The following is a 19,364-nucleotide window of genomic DNA, read 5'->3' as shown; positions in this document are numbered from 1 at the left end:
CTTAGGGCGCCGTCGGCGCTTCGTGAAATGTGAGAAGGATGCCGCCCAGCCGGGCGACGTCGGTCAGGACAAGCGCGCCCGCAACCTCGCGGTGGGCAAAGCCGCCGCGGTCTAGATAGGGGCGGACGCTGTCCAGGGAAGAACAGGCGATGTCGAGCGAGATCACCGAGGCGGCGCCGTCGGGTGCCAGCGCCTCGGGCAGCGGACCAAATATCTGCGGCGCGGCCTCGCGGCTGACCACGCGCCAGCAGCCCTTGCCGGTGGCGACCTCAAAGCCCCAGTCGGTTTCGCGCAGCGCCCCTGGTCCGTGCAGCGTGCACAGCCAGTCGCGCACCGCGGGTTGGTCCTGCGGCGTGGCGAGGATGGTCGCCGAGACAAACCCATGCGCACCGTTGGGGTGGTCCATCCACTGCGGGAATTCGATGAGGTCACGGCGGTGTTGCTGGCACGCGAACATCGACAGGCGCGGCAGGCCAGGCCGGGTGAAGATCTTCAGCGTCGTCGAGGTGCGGTCGGGCATGCCGTCGTCACGCACGACATCGCGGCCAAATTCGATGGTGCCCGCGCAGTGCCCGCCGCGCGCCAGCACCGCCGCCTCATCCGCTGCCGCATCAGAGGAATTGAGCGCCGAAAGCGGCACGCCCTCACGCTCGCCCAGCCAGTGCTGCACGTGTCGCCCGAAGCGGAACTCTCCCGCCGGGTATCCGTCCAGCAGGCCCGCGTCGCCAATGCTCACCAATTCGAGCAACTGGTTGCGGAAGATGACCAGCGCGGTGGATGTGCCCCACCGATGCATCCCCGCCGGTTTCATCAGAAAGCCAAGCGAAAGGTAGGTCTCGCGCGTCTTTTCCAGATCGCGGACGCAGACCAGCGGATGATCAATGCCAAGCGTGCTCATTCGTCTTCGCCCTTCAGCTCTGCCAGCGACACGAAGCCGCCAAAGCGTCCGGCGCCGCGGTCGGAGCCGCGCGGGCCGGTGACCACATGGCCGGGCGGCACATCTTTGGTCACGATAGCCCCGGCGGCGACCGTCGCCCCCGCGCCCACCTCGACCGGTCCGAGGATCAGCGCACCGGCCCCGATCACCGCGCCGCGGCGCAGCCTTGGGTGCCGCCCTTCGCCCATATCGACAAAATTCGACCCCAGCGTGACCCCGTGCCAGAGGCTGACATCCTCCTCGATCACCGCCGTCTGGCCGATCACCAGCCCGATGCCATGATCGAACCAGACACCGCGCCCGATGCTTGCCTGCGGCCAGATCTCGACCGAGAGCGCGCGCGTGAACTGGCCCTTGACCGCCAGCGCAAGCTCCTCGCGCCCGGCAAGCCAGAGCGCCCGGCTCACCCGGTAAGACAGGAGCGCGTGATAGCCGTTTGCGAAGAGCAGCACGCGCGGGGCCCCGCCGGGCTGATCGTCGCGTGCGCTGGTCACAAGCAGATCGTCGAGCGCCGTCTGCAGCACGTCGGCATCGTGGCGGAAGAGCTCGACCGCCAGCCCGCGCAGCCACGCCCGCGCCATGCCCTCGGGCAGACAGGCGGCCAACGCGGCGGCCATCAGTTCGGGCAGATCGGTCAACTCGCTTGCCTCGACCCCAAGCAGTACCGACAGCCCCGGCTCGGCGGCGAGCAGGTCACGGGTATCGGGCAAAAGCGTCTGCAGCAGGGAATATGCGGTCATGAGGCCTCGCAGGGGGATCGAAGGGTTGCGCAAAGCTGCCCCGAGGATGGTGCTGCACACAAGAGCGGAAATGCCTCTGCCGTGTTGCTCTGAGAAGAACACCCGGATCGCTCAGGCGGACGCCGCACCGGCAGGATTGCGCTTGACCTCGGATCGACGGGCCGATTTGAGCGGTGCTGCCCGAGGCCTGCTGCCGCAGCGCCGCGCGCGTGACGTGATCCGTACCGAGGAGATTTCCGGAGATGCCCCCCACAGCCCCCACCGCAGCGCGCAGTCCGCGCTGGATCGGTCGCTGCCCGACCCGCCCGAGCAGGACCTGACCGATGGAGTACCTCGTCCTTTTCGCGGTCATTGCCGCCGCCGGAGCGGTGGCCGGGGTCATCTCGGGGCTGCTTGGCGTCGGCGGCGGGATCATCCTTGTGCCGGCGTTCTTCTATGTGTTCACCGGGCTGGGCTACACCCCCGATCAGCTGATGCAGATCTGCGTTGCCACCTCCACCGGCACGATCATCGTCACCTCGCTGCGTTCGGTCACATCGCACCACAAGCGCGGCGCGGTCAGCATCGAGCTGATCAAGACCTGGGGGCCGTTCATCGCCATCGGCTCGGTGCTGGGGGTGCTCGCGGCCACGGTGCTGCGCTCGCAGCAGTTGCAGCTGGTGTTCGGCATCATCGGTGTCTGCCTCGGGCTTTACATGCTGCTCGGCAAGAAAAGCTGGCGGCTGTCGGACACGCTGCCCGGTCGCGGGCTCAGCGCGCTCTACGGCGGCATCATCGGCTTTTTCTCGGCGCTCATGGGCATCGGCGGCGGCAGTTTCACCGTGCCGCTGCTCACCGCCTACAACGTCCCACCGCACCGGGCGGTGGGCACCTCGCCGGGCTTCGGGCTGCTGATCTCGATCCCCGGCTTCATCGCCTTTCTGCTGACCGGCTGGAGCCTCACCGGCAAGCCGCCGGGCACCGTGGGCTACGTCAACCTGCCGGCGGTGCTGCTGATCATGGTCACCTCGCTGATGACCGTGCCGATCGGGGTGAAACTGGCGCATAGCCTCAGCCCCGCAAGGCTGCGGCTGGTGTTCGCGCTGACCGTGCTGGTGCTGGCCGGGAACATGCTGCGCAAGGCGCTGATGGGATGAGCCCCTCTCCGGCTCGCATCGGGGCGCCAGAAGCGGGCACAAACAGAAACGGGCCGCGCCAGAGATCACCTGACGCGGCCCGATCGATTTCAAGCCGTTCTGCAAGCGCAGTGCCGGCCCGCGATCAGCCCCAGGTCGGGTGGAACTTGCCGCCCGGCGAGAGGGTGAAGATCTCCACGCCATCCGCCGTCACGCCAACCGAATGCTCGAACTGCGCCGAGAGCGACTTGTCGCGGGTCACCGCCGTCCAGTCGTCGGCCAGCACTTTGGTCTCGGGGCGGCCAAGGTTGACCATCGGCTCGATGGTGAAGAACATGCCCTCTTCGAGCACCGGGCCAGAGCCGGCGCGGCCATAGTGCAGCACGTTCGGCGCGGCGTGGAACACCCGCCCCAAACCATGGCCACAGAAGTCGCGCACCACCGACATGCGCTGCGCTTCGACGTAGCTCTGGATGGCGTGACCGATATCGCCGAAGGTGTTGCCCGGCTTCACCGCCTCGATGCCCAGCATCAGCGAATCATGCGTCACCTGGATCAGCCGCTCGGCCTTGCGCGACAGTTTCCCGGCCACATACATCCGGCTGGTATCGCCGTACCAGCCGTCGACGATCACCGTCACGTCGACGTTGAGGATGTCGCCATCCTTCAGCTTCTTGTCGCCGGGGATACCGTGGCAGACCACGTGGTTGAGCGAGATGCAGCTGGCGTGCTGATAACCCTTGTAACCAATCGTCGCCGAGGTCGCGCCCGCCTCTTCCACCGCATTGCGGATGAAGTCGTCGATCGCCCCGGTGGTCTGGCCCGGATAGACCAAGGCCGCGAGGTCGTCGAGAATGCGCGCGGCAAGCTCGCCGGCCTTTTGCATGCCGGCAAAATCGCCGGGTTCGTGAATGCGGATGCCGTCGCGGGTGAGACGGCCGCTCGTGTCGTTTCGCAAGACGGGGCGCTCCATGGGTCTCTTCCCTTCAATACTTAATGCGTGTTGTGCTGCATTGCCAGAGGATGGCAGGGGAACGCAATGCCGCACGAGCGCGTTGTGCAGCGGGTGGCGCCGCTGCGCCCGTTCGGGCGGCGTAACATGATGATAAGACGCGCGCAGACGCGATGAAAGGGATACCGAGGGACGATGGACAGCATCAACGAAGTACTCAATACCGAGATCTACAACGGCACGTCGCTGTCGGACGTGTTCACTTTGGATTTTCTGGCCAGCGTGCTGGGCAACGTGGTGGCGGCGCTGCTGCTGCTGCTGGTCGGCCTGTTCATCGGACGCTGGGTCAAGGGCCGTATCACCGCCGTGGCGGCGCGCAGCCCCAGGCTTGACGACACGCTGTTCGGTTTTCTCGGCAATATCGCCCGCTACACGGTGCTGATCTTCACCGTGCTGATCGTGCTCAACACCTTCGGCGTGCAGACCACCTCGATCATCGCCGCGCTGGGTGCCGCCGGCCTCGCCATCGGCCTTGCGCTGCAGGGCACGCTGTCGAATGTGGCCGCCGGGGTGATGATCATCATTTTCCGCCCCATCAAGCTGGGCGATTTCATCACCGTCGCCGGAAAATCCGGCACCGTGAAAGACATCACGCTCAACACCACCGAACTGGCCAGCATCGGCAACTCGCAGATCATCATTCCCAACTCGGAAGTCTGGGGCAACGTGATCGAGAACTACTCGGTCTACGACACCCGCCGCGCCGAGTGGACCTTTGGCGTCGGCTATGGCGCCAATCTTGCCAAGGCCGAGCAGGTGATCCGCGACACCATCATGGGCGACGACCGCTCGATGTCCGAGCCCGCGCCGTTCATTCAGGTCAACAACCTGAACGACAGTTCGGTGGATTTCCTCGTGCGGGTCTGGGTCCCGAGCGCCGATTACTTCCAGTATCAGGCCGACATGAAGCGCAAGGTCAAGGAAGCGCTGGACGCCAATGGCGTCGATATCCCCTTCCCGACGCGCACGCTGCATGTCTCCAAGGACGCTGACGCGGGCGATCAGAGCGGCAACACGCCCAAATCGCAGCTCGCGTAATCCAAAACCTGTGGATGGGGGCGCTGCCCCCGTCCGCGCCGGCGCGCGACCTCCCCCGGGATATTTCGATCTAGACGAAGCCCAAGTCAGGGCATGCGGAATGGCAGCGGCGTCGTGAGGGCGATGCCCTCGGGGCTGATCTTGCAGCCCATGGTCAGAACCTCGACACCCGCCGCGCGGGCTGCGGCAAAAGCGCGGGCGTAGGCCGGATCGATATCTGCGGCCAGCGTCACCTCGCGCGCATCCGTGCGCTGCACCAGATACAGCATCACCGCGCGGTTGCCCTGCGCCACCATCTGGCTCAGCTCCCCCAAATGCTTGGTGCCGCGCGCCGTGACGCTGTCGGGAAACTCGGCCAGCCCGGGCTGGCGCGACAGGGTCACCGATTTCACCTCGACATAGCAATCCGGGCGGTCGGCGCCCGAGAGCAGGAAATCGATCCGGCTCTTCTCGCCGTATTTCACCTCGGGGCGCACCGTCTCATAGCCTTCGAGCCCCGGCACCTGCCCCGCCTCCAGCCCGGCCCGCAGCACGCGGTTGGCAGCGCCCGTGTCCACCCCGGTGAACGCGCCGTCCGCGTGCTCCACCAGCCGCCACGCGAACTTCAGCTTGCGCTTGGGGTCGTCGTTGGGCTCCAGCCAGACCTTCGAGCCGGGCTCTGCCAGTCCCATCATGCTGCCCGGATTGGCCACATGGGCGGTGATCTCGCGCCCGTCGGGCAAGGAGCAATCGGCAAGGAACCGTTTGTAGCGGCGCAACAGGCGGGCGGGGATGAGTGGGGTCTCGTATCGCATGGACGCGGCTATACCACGCAGCCCAAGCCGAACAAGCGGCGCCATGCGCAACGGGCTTGACGGGACTGCCCTCAACCAGTCATTCATATGTGGAGACTTTTTTTACAGGAGAATGAGAGCGCCATGTCCGCCACGCCCCCGCCCCTTGATCCATCAAGCCTGCCGCCGGTGGCGCCCGAACGGCCACTGGACGGGCTGCTGGTGATCGATCTCAGCCAGTTCCTCTCGGGGCCCTATTGCTCTTTGCGGCTGGCCGACCTTGGCGCGCGGGTGATCAAGATCGAGCGCGCAGGGGCGGGTGATCTGTCGCGGCAGCTGTATCTGTCGGACACGGAGATCGGCGGCGACTCGACGATCTTTCACGCGATCAACCGCGGCAAGGAGAGCCTCGCGCTCGACCTCAAGGACCCTGCCGACCTTGCCGCGCTGCAGCGGCTGGCCGCCAAGGCCGATGTGATGATCCAGAACTTCCGCCCCGGCGTGGCCGAGCGTATCGGCGTCGGCTGGGACGCGATGCACGCGCTCAACCCGCGGCTCGTCTACGGCTCGATCTCGGGCTATGGCGACGATGGGCCATGGGTGAAGTTCCCCGGGCAGGATCTGCTGGCGCAGGCGCGGTCGGGCCTGATGTGGCTGACCGGCGACGCGACGCAGGGACCGGTGCCGATGGGGCTGGCGGTGGGAGACATGTTCGCCGGCGTGGCGCTGTCACAGGGCATTCTGGCGGCGCTGGTGCGGCGCGGCATCGACGGCACGGGCCGGCACGTCGAGACCAGCCTGCTTGAGGCTCTGGTCGATCTGCAGTTCGAGGTGCTGACGACATGGCTCAACGACGGGCGGCGACTGCCGCAGCGGTCCGAGATCAACGGCGCGCATGCCTATCTTGGCGCGCCCTACGGCGTCTACGCGGCACAGGACGGGTATCTGGCGTTGGCGATGACGCCGCTCGACCGGCTTGCCGCGTTGATGGATCTGCCAGACCTGGCCGGGCGCCCGCCGCGCGAGGCGTTCACCGCGCGCGACGCGATCAAGACTCGCATTGCGGAACGGGTGGCGGAAAAGACCGTCGCCGCGTGGCTGGCCATCCTGCAGCCGGCCGACATCTGGTGCTCGGAAGTGCTCGACTGGACCGCGCTGATGCAGGCCGAGGCGTTCAAGCGGCTCGACCTGCTGCAGACCGTCACCCGCGGCGACGGCGTCTCCATCGACACCACCCGCGCGCCGCTCACCATCAACGGCCAGCGCCCGCAGACGGCGCGGGCCGCGCCGCGCGTCGGCGAGCATTCAGAACGCATCCGGGAGGAATTCGGACTATGATCACCCTCAAGGGCATGACGTGGGATCACCCGCGCGGCTATGACCCGCTCGCCGCGCTGTCGCAGGAGTGGGAGGCCGCGCAGGGCGTGCGGATAATCTGGGACCGCCGCTCGCTGCAGGACTTCGAAAGCTACCCGGTGCTGAAGCTGGCCAAGGCCTATGACCTGATCATCATCGACCATCCGCACGTCGGACAGATCACCGAGGAAGGCTGCCTTGTGCCGCTGCCGGAGGCTCCCGAAATCGCCGAAGGCTCGCTGGGCCGCTCGTTCGAGAGCTACAGGTGGGACGGCACGCAATGGGCTTGGCCGGTGGACGCCGCCGCGCAGGTGCAGGCGGTGCGGCCCGATCTCTGCGCGCCAGTGACCGGGTGGGACGCGGTGCTACGGCTTGCCGCCGAGGGCCGCGTGATGATCCCGCTGCGCCCCCCGCATGTGCTGATGAGTTTCTACACGCTCTGCGCCAACCTCGGGCACCCCTGCCGCGTCACCCAAGACGCGCCCTTCGTGGATCGCGCCGGAGGACATCGCGCGCTGGAGATGCTCCGGGATCTGGCGCAGCAGGTCGATCCGACCTGCTTCGAGATGGACCCGATCGAGGTACTTGCCCATATGGCGCAGAGCGAGACCATCGCCTGCGCGCCCCTGATCTATGGCTACATCAGCTATGCGCTGCCACAGGCCGCACCGCACCGCGTGACCTTCCACGACATCCCCGAGGCCCTGCCCGGCGGCGGGCCGCGAGGCAGCGCGCTTGGCGGCACCGGGCTGGCGGTTTCGGCGTTCTGCCAGCATCCCGAGGCGGCCATCGCCTTTGCCCGTCATGCCGCCGGACCCGAGGCGCAGGCGGGCCTCTGGGCGCGTGCCGGCGGACAGGCCGGGCACCGCCGCGCTTGGACGTCGCCGCAGGTGGATGCGGAGGCGGGCAGCTTCTATTCGGGCACGCTGGCGACGCTGGATGCCGCGTGGATGCGGCCGCGCCACGACGGCTACATGCCGTTTCAGCAGGCGGCGTCGGAGCGGCTCAACGCGGCGCTGAAGGATGGCGGGGTCGAGGCCGCCATGGACGACCTCGACCAGCTTTTCGCCGCCACCTTCTGAGCCCCGCTCAGAGGGTCCAGATGCGCGCCGCGTTGGCCCTGTAGAGCGCGGCGCGCTCGTCCGCGCTCCAACTGGCGAAGATCGCGCGGCTGGCCGCCACCCATGTCGGCAGCCCGCCGCCCAGCGTGCAGACCGGCCAGTCGCCGCCCCAGCACATCCGGTCCGGCCCGAAGGCCTCTGCCGTGTGCTCCACCCAGCGCCGCAGGTCGGGCAGCGTCCACCCCTCGCCGCCGTAGGCGACCACGCCGGAGATCTTGGCGCTGACGTTGGGACGCTGCGCGAGGTCCGAGATCGCGGCGGCCCAAGCCTCCCAGCCGCCACCGGCGATGTCTGGCACGCCGCAATGATCGAGCACGAACCGTACGTTGGGCGCGGCATCCACCAGATCAATCGCCAGCGGCAGTTGCCGCGCCAGCACGCATAGATCGAAGGGCAGATCCGCCTCTGCCAGACGGCGCAGGTTGTCGCGGAAGCGTTCGGTCTGCGACAGCGCGTCGGGCACCACATGCAGCGGGCGCCGGAAGCCGACGACCAGCGGCCGCTGGCTGGCGCGGTCGAGAAACGCGGGAAAATCGTCGGCTTCGGGACGACAGGCAGCGATCACCCCTTCGATCGGGAAGACCCCTGACGCAGCCACCTCCTCAATCCAGCGCGTCTCGGCCTCGATCTCGGCGTCGGCGACATCGACCTCCATATGCAACGCGCCGGTGATGCCCACGCGCCGCGCCTGCTGCGCATAGGTCTCGATCGACCAGTCGTGGTTGAGCGCCGGGGCCTCAGACAGCCACGGGTAGCTCAGCCGGTCCCGATTCACGAGATGCAGATGGGTGTCCAGGATCGCATCGTCCGACATGAAGTCCTCCCTGAGTGATGCATTCACCCAAGAATGAATCATTCAGATGCGAATGTCTCCCCCTCAGCGCCATTTCCGGCGAAGCGCGACAAAGCGGCGGTGGTCTCCAGCAACGCCTCGGTCGCCTCTTCAGGGCTGGGGGCACCTTCGCTGTCGACCAGCGGCAGATAGGGGATGGTCACCGCCGCGATCGCCTCGCCGCCCGGCGCCAGAACCGGCGCGGAAAGGTTGGTCACCCCAACGGTCTGCGCCGAGGGCTTCACCTCGTAGCCGCGTTCGCGCACCAGTTCGAACCGCGACTCCAGCTCGGGCGGGATGTCGCGCGCCGGGGCACCGGTGTCGCGGTTTTCGGCCACCATCATCTGCCGCCGCTCGGGGCTGGCAAAGGCCAGCAGCACATTGCCCGAGCCGGTGTCGAACAGGTTGATGTGGCTGCCAACGCGGATCGAGATGCCCCAATAGCCCGGCGCCTCTTGTTGCGCGATGACCACCGCGCTGCCGCGGTCGAAAACGACCAACTGGTTCGCCTGCCGGGTGCGCAACGACAGATCGCGCAGCAGCGGCGTCGCCAGCGAGGCCAGCCGCCGCGTCGGCGCGTGAAACTGCGCCATGCCGAACATCTTGAGCGTCAGCGCATAGCGGTCGCCCTCCACCCGCGCGACATAGCCGCGCCGGGCGAGCCGTTCGAGCATGCGATAAAATTCGTTGGGGGAACGACCAAGCGCCTTGGCGATCTCGGACTGGGTGAGCCCGCCTTCGATCCCCGCCAGCAGTTCGAGAATATCGAGCCCTTTGTCGAGGGCCGGGGCGCGGTAACGGTCAGCGGTGTCGGTCATTCTGCTCTCTGTGAATTTCTCTATTCATATAAGAATACCCTCTGCAAATCCAGCGGAAAACCTTGACAGGCGGGCACGGGCGGTATTTGCATATAAATAGATTATCCATAAGTGAGCAGATTTTGTCTCGCGGATTTTCAGGGAGGAGAACCATGAAATATTTGACCACCGCGTCCGCGGCGGTGCTGGCGCTTGCCAGTGCAGCCGGCGCGCAGGATCTGCCCGGCAGTTTCGAGGGCGTCACCATCGAGGCCAAGCTGATCGGCGGCCAGCAATACGAGCCGCTCTATGCGCGCATCGCGGAATGGGAAGCGGCCACCGGCGCCACGGTAGAGGTGATCTCGAAAAAGAACCACTTCGAGCTCGATCGTGAAATCAAATCCGACATCGCCACTGGCCAGCTGGGCTGGTGCGTCGGCTCGAACCATTCGTCTTTCGCGCCGCAATACCCCGGCATCTACGTCGATCTGCGGCAATATCTGCCCGAGGACGCGCTGGCCGATTTCGTGCCGGGCAACATCGAAGCCGCCACACTGGACGACAAGCTGGTGATGCTGCCGCGCGCGCAGTTCGACGTCTCGGCGCTCTATTATCAAAAGAGCCTGTACGAGGATGACGCCAAGGCCGCCGCCTTTGAAGAGGAATACGGCTACCCGCTGGCGGTGCCCGAGACATGGGATCAGGTCGCCGATCAGGCGAAGTTCTTTGCCGATGCGCCGAATTTCTACGGCACACAATATGCGGGCAAGGAAGAGGCCATCGCCGGGCGCTTCTACGAGATCCTCGTGGCCAACGGCGGCGAGTTCCTCAACGCCGATGGCGAGCCTGCGTTCAACTCCGAGGCCGGGGTCGAGGCGCTGAACTGGTTCGTCGATCTCTATTCGGCAAAGGCCGTGCCGGTGGGCGTGCCGAACTACCTGTGGGATGATCTGGGTCAGGGCTTCGCCTCCGGCACGGTCGCGCTCAACCTAGACTGGCCGGGCTGGGCGGGCTTCTTCAACGACCCCGAGGCGTCGAAGGTCGCCGGCAACGTCGGTGTCGCGCCGCCACCGAAGGGCTCGGCGGGCGTCCGTTCGGGCTGGTCTGGTTTCCACGGCTTCTCGGTGACGCAGGACTGCGAAACGCCCGAGGCCGCCGCGTCGCTGGTGTGGTTCCTGACCAATGAAGACAGCCAGAAGCTGGAAAGCGCCGCCGGCCCCCTGCCCTCGCGCCAGTCGGTCTGGGAGCACGTGATCGCCGAGGCCGAGGGTGACGCCTATCGCACCGAGGTACTGCAGGCGTTCCAGACCGGGGCCGAGACCGCCTTTGCGGTGCCGAAAACGCCCAGCTGGATCGAGATCACCAACGTGCTCTACCCCGAACTGCAGGCTGCCATCCTCGGCGACAAGAGCCCGCAGGAGGCGCTCGACACCGCCGCCGAAGAGGCGACCTACGTGCTCGAAGACGCGGGCGAACTCTGAGCCGCCCGGCCCACTCCTTGCCACGGGCCGCGTGCGCGCGGCCCGCATCCCCTGACAGGAGACAACGATGAAGGCCTCGCGCCTCCCCCCTCATATCGTGCTGCTGCTGCCTGCGGTGATTGTGCTGGCCGCGGTTGTCGTGCTGCCGCTGGCGCTGTCGCTGTGGTCGAGCTTTACGCCGTTTCGCCTGACCCGGCCGGACTCGGTTTATACGTTCGTCGGCTTCCGCAACTACGAGCGCATCTTCACCGACGCCGACTTCTGGATCGCCTTCGGACGCACCGTGCTGCTGCTGACCGTGGCGCTGAACCTCGAGATGCTGATCGGGCTGGGGCTCGCGCTGCTGGTCGACCGGCAGACCCGCGGCCAGCGCGTGCTGCGCACCATCCTGATGTTCCCGATGATGTTCTCGCCGATCCTCGTCGGCTTTCAGTTCAAGTTCATGTTCAACGACAACGTCGGTCTGGTGAACAACGCGCTGCAGTCGCTGGGGCTGACCGATCAGGCGATCCCGTGGCTGATCGACGGCACGCTGGCCTTCATCGCCATCACCGTGGCCGAGATCTGGTCCTCGACCGCCGTCTTCGCGATCTTCATCCTCGCCGGGCTCATGGCCATGCCGCGCGAGCCGCAAGAGGCGGCGCGGGTCGACGGCTGCACGCCGTGGCAGACCTTCCGCTATGTGACGTGGCCGTTCCTGATGCCCTTCGCCTTCATCGCAATGACCATCCGCAGTCTCGATGTGGCGCGGGCCTATGACATCATCAAAATCATGACCGACGGCGGCCCGGCGGGCCGGACCGAGGTGCTGTGGACGCTGATCGCCCGCACCGCCTATTCCGACGCGCGCATGGGGATGGCCAACGCCATGGCCTATGTGGCGATCCTGCTGTCGGTGGCCTTCACGGCATATTTCTTCTCACAGCTCGGCAAGGCTCGGGCGCAGGTCGCGGGGGATTGGTGATGGACGCGAATGCCTCTGCACGCCTGAGAAAACGCAGTTCGGCCTGGGCGCTGAACATCGCGCTCTTCATCTCGATGCTGATCATCTGCCTGCCCGGCCTGTGGATCGTGCTCAACTCGCTGCGCCCGACGGTCGAGATCATGGCCAAACCGCCGGTCTGGATCCCGCGCGAGCTGTCGTTTGACGCCTATGTCGACATGTTCTCGGGCGTCGGACAGGGCGGCATCCCGGTGATCGAGTACTTCCGCAACTCGGTGATCATCGCTGTTACCTCGACGGTGATCTCGCTGGCGATCGGCATGTCCGGCGGCTACGCCTTCGCACGCTATCGGTTCAAGGGCAAGTCGGCGTGGTTTCTGGGACTGATGTTGACCCGCACAGTGCCCGGCATCGCACTGTCGCTGCCGCTGTTCTTCCTCTACGCCAAGACCGGGCTGATCGACACCCACGCTGGCATGATCATCGCCTATGTGGCGCTCAACGTGCCGTTCACCATCTGGCTGATCGACGGGTTTTTCCGGCAGGTCCCGCGCGATCTGGCCGAGGCGGCGCAGATCGACGGCTGCACCCGCTGGCAAGCCTTCTGGCAGGTCGAGTTCCCGCTCGCCCGCCCCGGTATCGCCAGCGCCGGCATCTTCGCCTTCCTCACCTCGTGGAACGAGTTCGCGCTGGCCAGCCAGCTGACCCGCTCCACCGACAGCAAGACCCTTCCGGTGGGCCTGCTGGATTACACCGCCGAGTTCACCATCGACTGGCGCGGCATGTGCGCGCTGGCCGTGGTGATGATCATTCCGGCGCTTCTTCTGACTTACGCGGTGCAAAAGCACCTCGTCTCGGGCCTGACCTCGGGCGCGATCAAGGGATAAGACATGGCAACGCTCACCCTATCCACTCTCGACAAGAAATACGGTGCCTTCCACGCGGTGAAGGGCATCGACCTCGACGTCGCCGACGGCGAGTTCGTCGCGCTGGTCGGCCCTTCGGGCTGCGGCAAGTCCACCACGCTGCGGATGATCGCCGGGCTCGAGGACATCTCGGGCGGCGAGTTGCGCATCGGCGAACGGGTGGTCAACGACCTGCCGCCGCGCGATCGCAATATCTCGATGGTGTTCCAGTCCTACGCGCTCTACCCGCATATGACCGTGGCCGAGAACATGGGCTTTTCGCTGAAGATCGCCGGGCGCGACGCGAGCACCATCGACACCGCTGTGAACGAAGCGGCGCGCATCCTCGACATCGAGCCACTGCTGGAGCGGCGTCCGGCGCAGCTTTCCGGCGGGCAGCGCCAGCGCGTCGCCATGGGCCGGGCCATCGTGCGCGACCCGGACGTGTTCCTGTTTGACGAGCCGCTGTCGAACCTCGACGCCAAGCTGCGCGGCCAGATGCGCACCGAGATCAAGCAGTTGCACGCGCGGCTGGGATCCACGGTGGTCTATGTCACCCACGACCAGATCGAGGCGATGACGCTGGCCGACCGCATCGTGATCATGCGCGGTGGGGTGATCGAGCAGGTCGGCAGCCCCGACGAGGTGTTCAACCGCCCCGCCTCGCGCTTTGTCGCCAGCTTCATCGGCTCGCCGCCGATGAACATGGCCGAAGCCGTGGTGACAGGCGGCGCACTGCGCATGGACGACGGCACCACCCTGCCCCTGCCGCCCGGTTTCGACGTGGCCGAAGGGCGGCGCGTGGTGCTCGGCCTGCGCCCCGACGACATCTATCCCGAGGGTCACGGCATCCACAGCGAAAGCGGCCATGCGGTCGACAGCCGCGAGCTGCCGGTGATGCTGTCCGAACCCTTGGGCAATGAGACGCTGCTGTTCACCGAACTCGCCGGCCACAGCTGGACCGCGCGGATGCTCAACCCGCGCAACGTGACGCGCGGCGAAGTGCTGCCTTTCCACCTCGACCTGTCGCGGGCGCATCTCTTCGACGCCGAAACCGGCCTGACCCTGCGCCACTGAGGAGGACATATGGACACGCTGAAACAAAACTGGCCCGCCCCCTCTGCGCGCCGCCCCATCGTGATCTTTGGCGCAGGCTCGATCGTGCGCGACGCGCACCTGCCTGCTTGGGCCGCAGGCGGCTACGAGGTGGCGGGCATCACCGATCCCGACCATGCCAAGGCCGAGGCGCTGGCCGCCGAACACGGCACGCGAGCCCTATCTGCCGACGACGCGCGGGCCGTTCCGAACGCCCTGTTCGATCTGGCCACGCCGCCGGATGCGCACGCGGGCATCCTCGCCACCTTGCCCAAGGGCGCGCCAGTCCTGATCCAGAAACCGATGGGCAGCACGCTCGAAGGTGCCAGTGAGGTGCTGGCCATCTGCCGCGACCGAGAGCTGCTCGCGGCGATGAATTTCCAGTTGCGCTTTGCCCCCATGGCAGTGGCGCTGAAGGATGCCATCGAAACGGGCCTGCTGGGACAGATCGTCGACATCGAAATGCACGGCGTGCTCGCCACGCCGTGGGGGCTCTGGACCTTCCTCGAAGGGCTGCCCCGGATCGAGATCGCCATGCACTCGATCCATTACCTCGACCTGATCCGCCACCTCGTCGGCGATCCCAAGGGCGTCTCGGCGCGCACGCTGGGCCACCCGAGCCACGCCGTCGCGCAGACCCGCACCGCCGCCATCCTCGACTATGGCCCCGACCTGCGCTGCCTGCTCTCTGTCAACCATGACTGGGACTTCGGGCGCCCTCATCAGGCCTGCGAACTGCGCGTCGCGGGCACCAAGGGCGCGGCCTACATGAAGCTGGGCGTGAACCTCGACTACCCCAAGGGCGAGCCCGACGTGCTGGAAATCAACGACGGCGGCGGCTGGCAGGCGATCCCGCTCACCGGCTCGTGGTTCACCGAGAGCTTTACCGCCCGCATGCACAACCTGCAGCGCGCCGCCGCGGGCGAGGAGGCGTTGATCGCCCCCGTCGCCGACGGCTGGCGCACCATGGCGCTGGTCGAGGCCTGCTATGCCGCCTCTGCCGCACCGCTGTCCCCGATTCAGGAGACCCCGTGATGGAACGCCCCCGCTACCTTGAAGAGATCGAGATCGGCGAGAGCCGCGAAACCTACGGGCGCACGATCACCGAGACCGACTTCGTCGTTCATGCCGGACACACGGGCGATTTCTTCCCGCACCACATGGACGCCGAGTTCATGGCCAAGTCCGAGTTCGGCGGGCGCATCGCCCATGGCACGATGATCTTCGCCATCGGCGTCGGGCTGACGGCGACCGAGATCAACCCGCTGGCTTTTTCCTACGGCTACGATCGGCTGCGTTTCGTGCGTCCGGTGTTCATCGGCGACACCATCCGCACCCGCGTCACCGCCGCGCGCAAGGAGGATGACCCGAAGCGCCCGCAATCCGGCAAGCTGTTCGAAACAGTGCAGGTGCTGAACCAGCGTGACGAGGTGGTGCTGGCCTGCGAACACATCTACGTGGTGCAAAAGAAGGAGACGGCCGCCGCTTAAACCTGCGTCGATGCCGCGCATGCTTTCACCGGAGCACCCGCCCGCCGGCCAAGCCGCTGAAACGATCCGAGCCTTGCCAAACACTGGCGGGACTGAAAAGCTACCCTCGACTCGCCATCACTGAAGCTGACACTGCGGATCCGCCATGGCCAAGGAAATCGAGCGTAAGTTTCTCGTCGCCTCCGCTGACTGGCGCACTGCCGCGACCCATCGGATCGAGATCCGCGACGGGCTTCTGGCTTTCAAGGATGGGCGCAAAGTGCGGGTGCGGTTCTACGACGACCGCGCGACGCTCAGCGTCAAGGGTCCGAAATCCGGCCTCACGCGCGACGAGTTCGAATATGAAATCCCGCCCAGCGACGGGCTGACCTTGCTTGAACAGCATTGCGACGGCGAGGTGCTGCGCAAGACCCGCCACTTCATTCCCGAAGGCACGCATGTCTGGACGGTCGATGAATATCACGGCGTGCACGAGGGGCTGGTGGTGGCAGAGGTGGAACTGGCCTCCGAAGAGACCGAGTTCGAGCGTCCGTGCTGGCTTGGTGCCGAAGTGACCGGCAAGACCCGCTACCGCCAGTCGTCGCTGTTCAAGCAGCACCGGCAAGCGGTCAGGCGCGCGGGATAGCCCCGCTGCCCGCGCGAAAGCCTGCCGACACAGCCGTGCCCCCATAATGTCGTCCGACATTTGACCCGCCGACGTGCTAGGCTGCGCGGGCGCACCGAGATTTCCGCGCCCGACATTTCGATGAGGTCACTTCATGAGGAAAGTTATGGTCGCTGCCGCGGGTCTCTGCGGTGGCCTTTGTATGGCTGGCGCGGCCCATGCTCAGGGCGTTTTAGTCCCACCGGGGCCTTACATCAGCGATACCGGTTGTCTGGTTCAGGGCCTCGATCCCAACGGCGACAACTTTCTCGCGCTGCGCACCGGACCGGGCACAGGCCATCCTCAGATCGGCAGCCTGCACAACGAGGACGCGGCCTTTGTCCGCAAGTGCGAGGGCAATTGGTGCTATGTCGAAGATGGCGTGCTCAATGGCAATGAGGCGCGGTTCCATGGCTGGATCTACAGCGCGTGGTGCCTGTTCTACCCCTGAGATGAATGCGACGCTGCCGCGCCGGCACGAGGCCAGCGCGGCACTATCCTCCATCATCGCAGCACCAACGCCGGTGCCCACATGCACGCCCAATTCGACGAAACGCGCCGCAAACGTCGACACCATATGTTCGTCGCGGGTGCCTCCGAACGCCATTTCCAGCGTTGTGGCGAGCGACTGGCGGTCCCACTCGATCATCTGGTTCGAGGTCCAGACCGTTGACATCGATCAGATGCACCGGCGCTTCGATCTCAAGCTTCATCAGGTCGAGCAGGTTGGTGCCGCCGGCAATGAACTTGGCGCCCTACACCTCGGCGGCGCGCGCTGCGGCTGCGCGGGATCGGCGGCGCGTTCGTAGGAGAATTGCTTCATGGGTGGTCTCCTTCGGCATGCTGCTCAGACACCTGCTTGATCGCGGCGAGCATGTTCGCATAGGCGCCGCAGCGGCAGATGTTGCCCGACATGCGCTCACGGATTTCGTCGTCGGTCGCCTCGATGCGCACTGCGAGATCATCGGTGACATGGCTTGGCACGCCTGCGGCAATCTCCTCGAACACCGCTTTGGCCGAGCAGATCTGCCCCGGCGTGCAATAGCCGCACTGAAACCCGCCATGTTCGGCAAAGGCGGCCTGCATCGGGTCCAGCGCGCCGGGTTCGCCGACGCCCTCGATGGTCTGCACCGCGTCGCCGTCGTGCATGATCACCAGCGACAGGCACGCGTTGATGCGCTCACCGTTTACGCTGCAGGTGCAGGCGCCGCATTGGCCGTGGTCACAGCCCTTTTTGGTGCCGGTCAGTTGCTGGTTCTCGCGCAGCGCATCCAGCAGCGTGGTGCGGTTGTCGACAGTCAGTTCATGCGCCGCGCCGTTCACAGTAAGGCGGACTGTGGTGGTGGCCGGCCCGACCGGTCTGCGGGACGCCGGCGAGGTGTCGGCACCCTCGCGGCTCGGGGTGAATTCGCTATCTGGGGGCATGCCAAATCCTCTTGTGTCTGGCTGCTGCCGGGGCACGGCGGCTTGGTCGGATTGGCAATTTCGCCTCAGTTGGCCGCGGTGCAGGTGGCAGCGGCGGCGCGCGGCACGGGAGAAAGAAGGTCTGCTCACAAATCGATCTTTGCGTAGCTTCGGGCCGCCGTCCTGCTCTTTGTCAGGCCCGCTCTCAAGCACGTCGTCGAACGCGGCGCCCCTCGCGCCTCTGACACCGGAACGCGAGGGTCTGGCAGGCGCTTTGCGCCGTGCGGCAGCCGAATGATGCAGCGGCAAGACCGAGAGGGCTGCGCACGCCCCAACCTCAAAAGAAAACGCCCGGCGCATGCACCGGGCGGCTTGAACCAAACAGGCTGCGGCGCGTCAGCGCAGCGCGGCAACCGCGCCGGCGAGGCGCCGCACGCCCTCGTCCAGCTTATCGGCGGGATTGACGGTGAAATTGAGTCGCGCGCTGCGGCGGTCCTGCCCCTCGGGGTCGAAGACCGAGCTGGGCGAGATGCACACCCCATGCTCCAGCCCGACCCGCATCAGCGCATCGGTGTCCAGCGTGGCATCGCGCGCGGTGATCCAGACGAACATTCCGCCCACCGGACGGGTGAAGCTGAAATGCGCTCCCAGATGCTCTTCGAGCGCAGCACACAAGACATCCCGGCGCGGGCGATACGTATCGAGCGTCGCTGCGCGCACGCGCTCCATCAGCCCACCTTCCAGCGCGCTGCACACCATGCGCTGGCACAGGCTGCTGGTGGCCAGATCGGAGCCCTGCTTGACCACCGTCAGCTTCTCGATAACCTCGGGCGCGGCGATCACCCAGCCGACGCGCAGCCCCGGTGCGAGTTCCTTGGACACGGTGCCAAGATAGATCACCGGGCCGTCGTAGCGCGCGGCGGGATGCGCCTCGGCATCAAGCTCGATCATCCGCGGCAGCGGCGGGCCGTCATAGTAGAGCGCGCCATAGGGATCATCCTCGACCAGCGGCGTGCCACTGGCGCGGGCGGCGGCGACCAGCGCCTTGCGGGCCTCGGTGTCGACCAATGCGCCCGTAGGATTGGAAAAATTCGGCACCGTATAGGCAAAGCACGCACCGTCGAGCGCGGCCCCGGCGCCGCTGCCCAGTGTTTCGTGCTGCATGGGGCGGTAGCGCGGGTAGCGCGGGCGCCACGCATCCAGCGCGCCAAGATATGTGGGCGACTGTGCGGCGATCACGTCGCCCTTGTCGGCATAGAGCTTGCCGACCAGATCAAGCGCCTGCATGCCGCCGGTGGTGATCAGCACATTCTCCGGCCCCAGTTGCAGGGCGCCCTTGGAATAGCGCTGCGCCACCGCGGCGCGCAGATCGGGCAGGCCTTCGATTGGCGCATAGCCAAGGCTTTCCGCAGGATGGTCGGCCACGGCGGCGCGCGCCAGTTTGGCCAGTTCGTCCGCCGGAAAGGTCGCCGGATCGGGCAGCCCGCCGCCGAGGTTAACCATCCCCGGAATGCCCGCCGCGCCGAGAAAGGTTCGGGTGACCTCATTGGTCTCGCCCATCCACGCGGCGGTCGGGGCTGGGGCAAGGGTGCTGTCTGTCACGTCTCGGCTCCTGTCGGTCTCGGTCTGGCTGGCCGCGCAGCGCGCGCTCGCAGGGCGGGTATCGGCCCAGAGCGGCACAA

20 protein-coding genes and 1 pseudogene are annotated in these 19,364 nt (G+C 66.5%); 12 read left to right on the top strand and 9 right to left on the bottom strand.

All coding sequences use genetic code 11. The annotated features are described in order from the left end of the window. Window position 1: 1 nt before the first annotated feature. Entirely contained in the window at window positions 2-898 is an 897-nt protein-coding gene (locus tag ACXAJT_RS18620) for a VOC family protein (protein WP_475237548.1), read from the bottom strand. Then, a complete protein-coding gene (locus tag ACXAJT_RS18615; RefSeq protein WP_475237547.1) occupies window positions 895-1,677 on the bottom strand; it encodes a serine O-acetyltransferase in 783 nt (260 codons plus the stop codon). The genes ACXAJT_RS18620 and ACXAJT_RS18615 overlap by 4 nt, the downstream gene beginning before the upstream one ends. Window positions 1,678-2,000: 323 nt before the next feature. Between ACXAJT_RS18615 and ACXAJT_RS18610 the strand changes: the two genes are divergently transcribed. Then, complete coding sequence (locus ACXAJT_RS18610; protein ID WP_475237546.1) at window positions 2,001-2,813, top strand: sulfite exporter TauE/SafE family protein; 813 nt, start codon at window positions 2,001-2,003, stop codon at window positions 2,811-2,813. 124 nt (window positions 2,814-2,937) lie between these two features. On the opposite strand, the gene map is transcribed toward ACXAJT_RS18610, so the two are convergent. Further along, on the bottom strand, window positions 2,938-3,765 hold the full coding sequence (map, locus tag ACXAJT_RS18605; RefSeq protein WP_475237545.1) for a type I methionyl aminopeptidase: 828 nt from the start codon (window positions 3,763-3,765) through the stop codon (window positions 2,938-2,940). A 174-nt stretch (window positions 3,766-3,939) separates the two neighbouring features. On the opposite strand from map, the gene ACXAJT_RS18600 reads away from it, so the two are divergent. Next, window positions 3,940-4,842 (top strand): mechanosensitive ion channel family protein, encoded by a 903-nt coding sequence (locus ACXAJT_RS18600; protein WP_475237544.1) that lies wholly within the window; start codon window positions 3,940-3,942, stop codon window positions 4,840-4,842. A gap of 86 nt (window positions 4,843-4,928) precedes the next feature. On the opposite strand, the gene sfsA is transcribed toward ACXAJT_RS18600, so the two are convergent. Next, window positions 4,929-5,636, bottom strand: coding sequence for a DNA/RNA nuclease SfsA (sfsA, locus tag ACXAJT_RS18595; protein ID WP_475237543.1), 708 nt, complete (start codon window positions 5,634-5,636; stop codon window positions 4,929-4,931). A gap of 123 nt (window positions 5,637-5,759) precedes the next feature. Between sfsA and ACXAJT_RS18590 the strand changes: the two genes are divergently transcribed. Beyond that, entirely contained in the window at window positions 5,760-6,953 is a 1,194-nt protein-coding gene (locus tag ACXAJT_RS18590; RefSeq protein ID WP_475237542.1) for a CaiB/BaiF CoA transferase family protein, read from the top strand. Then, window positions 6,950-8,053: an extracellular solute-binding protein gene (locus ACXAJT_RS18585; protein WP_475237541.1), complete on the top strand. Its 1,104-nt coding sequence runs from the start codon at window positions 6,950-6,952 to the stop codon at window positions 8,051-8,053. Before ACXAJT_RS18590 ends, ACXAJT_RS18585 begins: the two co-directional genes overlap by 4 nt. A 7-nt stretch (window positions 8,054-8,060) precedes the next feature. On the opposite strand, the gene ACXAJT_RS18580 is transcribed toward ACXAJT_RS18585, so the two are convergent. Next, window positions 8,061-8,906: an amidohydrolase family protein gene (locus tag ACXAJT_RS18580; protein ID WP_475237540.1), complete on the bottom strand. Its 846-nt coding sequence runs from the start codon at window positions 8,904-8,906 to the stop codon at window positions 8,061-8,063. Window positions 8,907-8,944: 38 nt separating this feature from the next. Then, window positions 8,945-9,742, bottom strand: a complete 798-nt coding sequence (locus ACXAJT_RS18575) for an IclR family transcriptional regulator (protein WP_475237539.1) — start codon at window positions 9,740-9,742, stop codon at window positions 8,945-8,947. Between the two features lie 152 nt (window positions 9,743-9,894). On the opposite strand from ACXAJT_RS18575, the gene ACXAJT_RS18570 reads away from it, so the two are divergent. The 8 genes from ACXAJT_RS18570 to ACXAJT_RS18535 all read left to right on the top strand — a co-directional run bounded on the left by ACXAJT_RS18570 (window position 9,895) and on the right by ACXAJT_RS18535 (window position 16,729). After that, window positions 9,895-11,202, top strand: a complete 1,308-nt coding sequence (locus ACXAJT_RS18570; protein ID WP_475237538.1) for an ABC transporter substrate-binding protein — start codon at window positions 9,895-9,897, stop codon at window positions 11,200-11,202. A 67-nt stretch (window positions 11,203-11,269) separates the two neighbouring features. After that, complete coding sequence (locus ACXAJT_RS18565; protein ID WP_475237537.1) at window positions 11,270-12,166, top strand: carbohydrate ABC transporter permease; 897 nt, start codon at window positions 11,270-11,272, stop codon at window positions 12,164-12,166. After that, the gene (locus ACXAJT_RS18560; protein ID WP_475237536.1) at window positions 12,166-13,032 is read left to right on the top strand and encodes a carbohydrate ABC transporter permease; all 867 of its coding nucleotides are present in this window, start codon (window positions 12,166-12,168) and stop codon (window positions 13,030-13,032) included. Before ACXAJT_RS18565 ends, ACXAJT_RS18560 begins: the two co-directional genes overlap by 1 nt. A 3-nt stretch (window positions 13,033-13,035) precedes the next feature. Further along, complete coding sequence (locus tag ACXAJT_RS18555) at window positions 13,036-14,127, top strand: ABC transporter ATP-binding protein (protein ID WP_475237535.1); 1,092 nt, start codon at window positions 13,036-13,038, stop codon at window positions 14,125-14,127. 9 nt (window positions 14,128-14,136) lie between these two features. Then, complete coding sequence (locus ACXAJT_RS18550) at window positions 14,137-15,180, top strand: Gfo/Idh/MocA family protein (RefSeq protein WP_475237534.1); 1,044 nt, start codon at window positions 14,137-14,139, stop codon at window positions 15,178-15,180. Further along, the gene (locus tag ACXAJT_RS18545) at window positions 15,180-15,635 is read left to right on the top strand and encodes a MaoC/PaaZ C-terminal domain-containing protein (protein ID WP_475237533.1); all 456 of its coding nucleotides are present in this window, start codon (window positions 15,180-15,182) and stop codon (window positions 15,633-15,635) included. Before ACXAJT_RS18550 ends, ACXAJT_RS18545 begins: the two co-directional genes overlap by 1 nt. Before the next feature lie 145 nt (window positions 15,636-15,780). Next, window positions 15,781-16,260, top strand: coding sequence for a CYTH domain-containing protein (locus tag ACXAJT_RS18540; protein WP_475237532.1), 480 nt, complete (start codon window positions 15,781-15,783; stop codon window positions 16,258-16,260). 133 nt (window positions 16,261-16,393) lie between these two features. Further along, a complete protein-coding gene (locus ACXAJT_RS18535) occupies window positions 16,394-16,729 on the top strand; it encodes an SH3 domain-containing protein (RefSeq protein ID WP_475237531.1) in 336 nt (111 codons plus the stop codon). A 205-nt stretch (window positions 16,730-16,934) separates the two neighbouring features. Here ACXAJT_RS18535 and ACXAJT_RS18530 read toward each other — a convergent pair. The 3 genes and pseudogenes from ACXAJT_RS18530 to ACXAJT_RS18520 form a co-directional block, all read right to left on the bottom strand. Further along, window positions 16,935-17,101 (bottom strand): annotated as a pseudogene (locus ACXAJT_RS18530) (FAD binding domain-containing protein); the annotation flags it as partial. Next, the gene (locus ACXAJT_RS18525; RefSeq protein WP_475237530.1) at window positions 17,098-17,703 is read right to left on the bottom strand and encodes a 2Fe-2S iron-sulfur cluster-binding protein; all 606 of its coding nucleotides are present in this window, start codon (window positions 17,701-17,703) and stop codon (window positions 17,098-17,100) included. The pseudogene ACXAJT_RS18530 and the gene ACXAJT_RS18525, both read right to left, overlap by 4 nt. Before the next feature lie 375 nt (window positions 17,704-18,078). Then, window positions 18,079-19,284: an aminotransferase-like domain-containing protein gene (locus ACXAJT_RS18520; RefSeq protein ID WP_475237529.1), complete on the bottom strand. Its 1,206-nt coding sequence runs from the start codon at window positions 19,282-19,284 to the stop codon at window positions 18,079-18,081. Window positions 19,285-19,364 lie beyond the last annotated feature (80 nt).

This window comes from Salipiger sp. ABF4_146 (genome assembly GCF_056161345.1).
The sequence above is the reverse complement of the archived record's forward strand: the minus strand, read 5'-3'. Positions and strand labels throughout refer to the sequence as shown.

Bases quoted from the DNA above. Each gene is read 5' to 3' on its own strand.
- ACXAJT_RS18535 (WP_475237531.1), top strand. From the start codon at position 16,394: ATGAGGAAAGTTATGGTCGCTGCCGCGGGTCTCTGCGGTGGCCTTTGT.
- ACXAJT_RS18600 (WP_475237544.1), top strand. From the start codon at position 3,940: ATGGACAGCATCAACGAAGTACTCAATACCGAGATCTACAACGGCACG.
- ACXAJT_RS18615 (WP_475237547.1), bottom strand. From the start codon at position 1,677: ATGACCGCATATTCCCTGCTGCAGACGCTTTTGCCCGATACCCGTGAC.
- ACXAJT_RS18555 (WP_475237535.1), top strand. From the start codon at position 13,036: ATGGCAACGCTCACCCTATCCACTCTCGACAAGAAATACGGTGCCTTC.
- sfsA (WP_475237543.1), bottom strand. From the start codon at position 5,636: ATGCGATACGAGACCCCACTCATCCCCGCCCGCCTGTTGCGCCGCTAC.
- ACXAJT_RS18590 (WP_475237542.1), top strand. From the start codon at position 5,760: ATGTCCGCCACGCCCCCGCCCCTTGATCCATCAAGCCTGCCGCCGGTG.
- ACXAJT_RS18550 (WP_475237534.1), top strand. From the start codon at position 14,137: ATGGACACGCTGAAACAAAACTGGCCCGCCCCCTCTGCGCGCCGCCCC.
- ACXAJT_RS18570 (WP_475237538.1), top strand. From the start codon at position 9,895: ATGAAATATTTGACCACCGCGTCCGCGGCGGTGCTGGCGCTTGCCAGT.
- ACXAJT_RS18585 (WP_475237541.1), top strand. From the start codon at position 6,950: ATGATCACCCTCAAGGGCATGACGTGGGATCACCCGCGCGGCTATGAC.
- ACXAJT_RS18580 (WP_475237540.1), bottom strand. From the start codon at position 8,906: ATGTCGGACGATGCGATCCTGGACACCCATCTGCATCTCGTGAATCGG.
- ACXAJT_RS18560 (WP_475237536.1), top strand. From the start codon at position 12,166: ATGGACGCGAATGCCTCTGCACGCCTGAGAAAACGCAGTTCGGCCTGG.
- ACXAJT_RS18545 (WP_475237533.1), top strand. From the start codon at position 15,180: ATGGAACGCCCCCGCTACCTTGAAGAGATCGAGATCGGCGAGAGCCGC.
- ACXAJT_RS18575 (WP_475237539.1), bottom strand. From the start codon at position 9,742: ATGACCGACACCGCTGACCGTTACCGCGCCCCGGCCCTCGACAAAGGG.
- ACXAJT_RS18610 (WP_475237546.1), top strand. From the start codon at position 2,001: ATGGAGTACCTCGTCCTTTTCGCGGTCATTGCCGCCGCCGGAGCGGTG.
- ACXAJT_RS18620 (WP_475237548.1), bottom strand. From the start codon at position 898: ATGAGCACGCTTGGCATTGATCATCCGCTGGTCTGCGTCCGCGATCTG.
- map (WP_475237545.1), bottom strand. From the start codon at position 3,765: ATGGAGCGCCCCGTCTTGCGAAACGACACGAGCGGCCGTCTCACCCGC.
- ACXAJT_RS18540 (WP_475237532.1), top strand. From the start codon at position 15,781: ATGGCCAAGGAAATCGAGCGTAAGTTTCTCGTCGCCTCCGCTGACTGG.
- ACXAJT_RS18565 (WP_475237537.1), top strand. From the start codon at position 11,270: ATGAAGGCCTCGCGCCTCCCCCCTCATATCGTGCTGCTGCTGCCTGCG.
- ACXAJT_RS18525 (WP_475237530.1), bottom strand. From the start codon at position 17,703: ATGCCCCCAGATAGCGAATTCACCCCGAGCCGCGAGGGTGCCGACACC.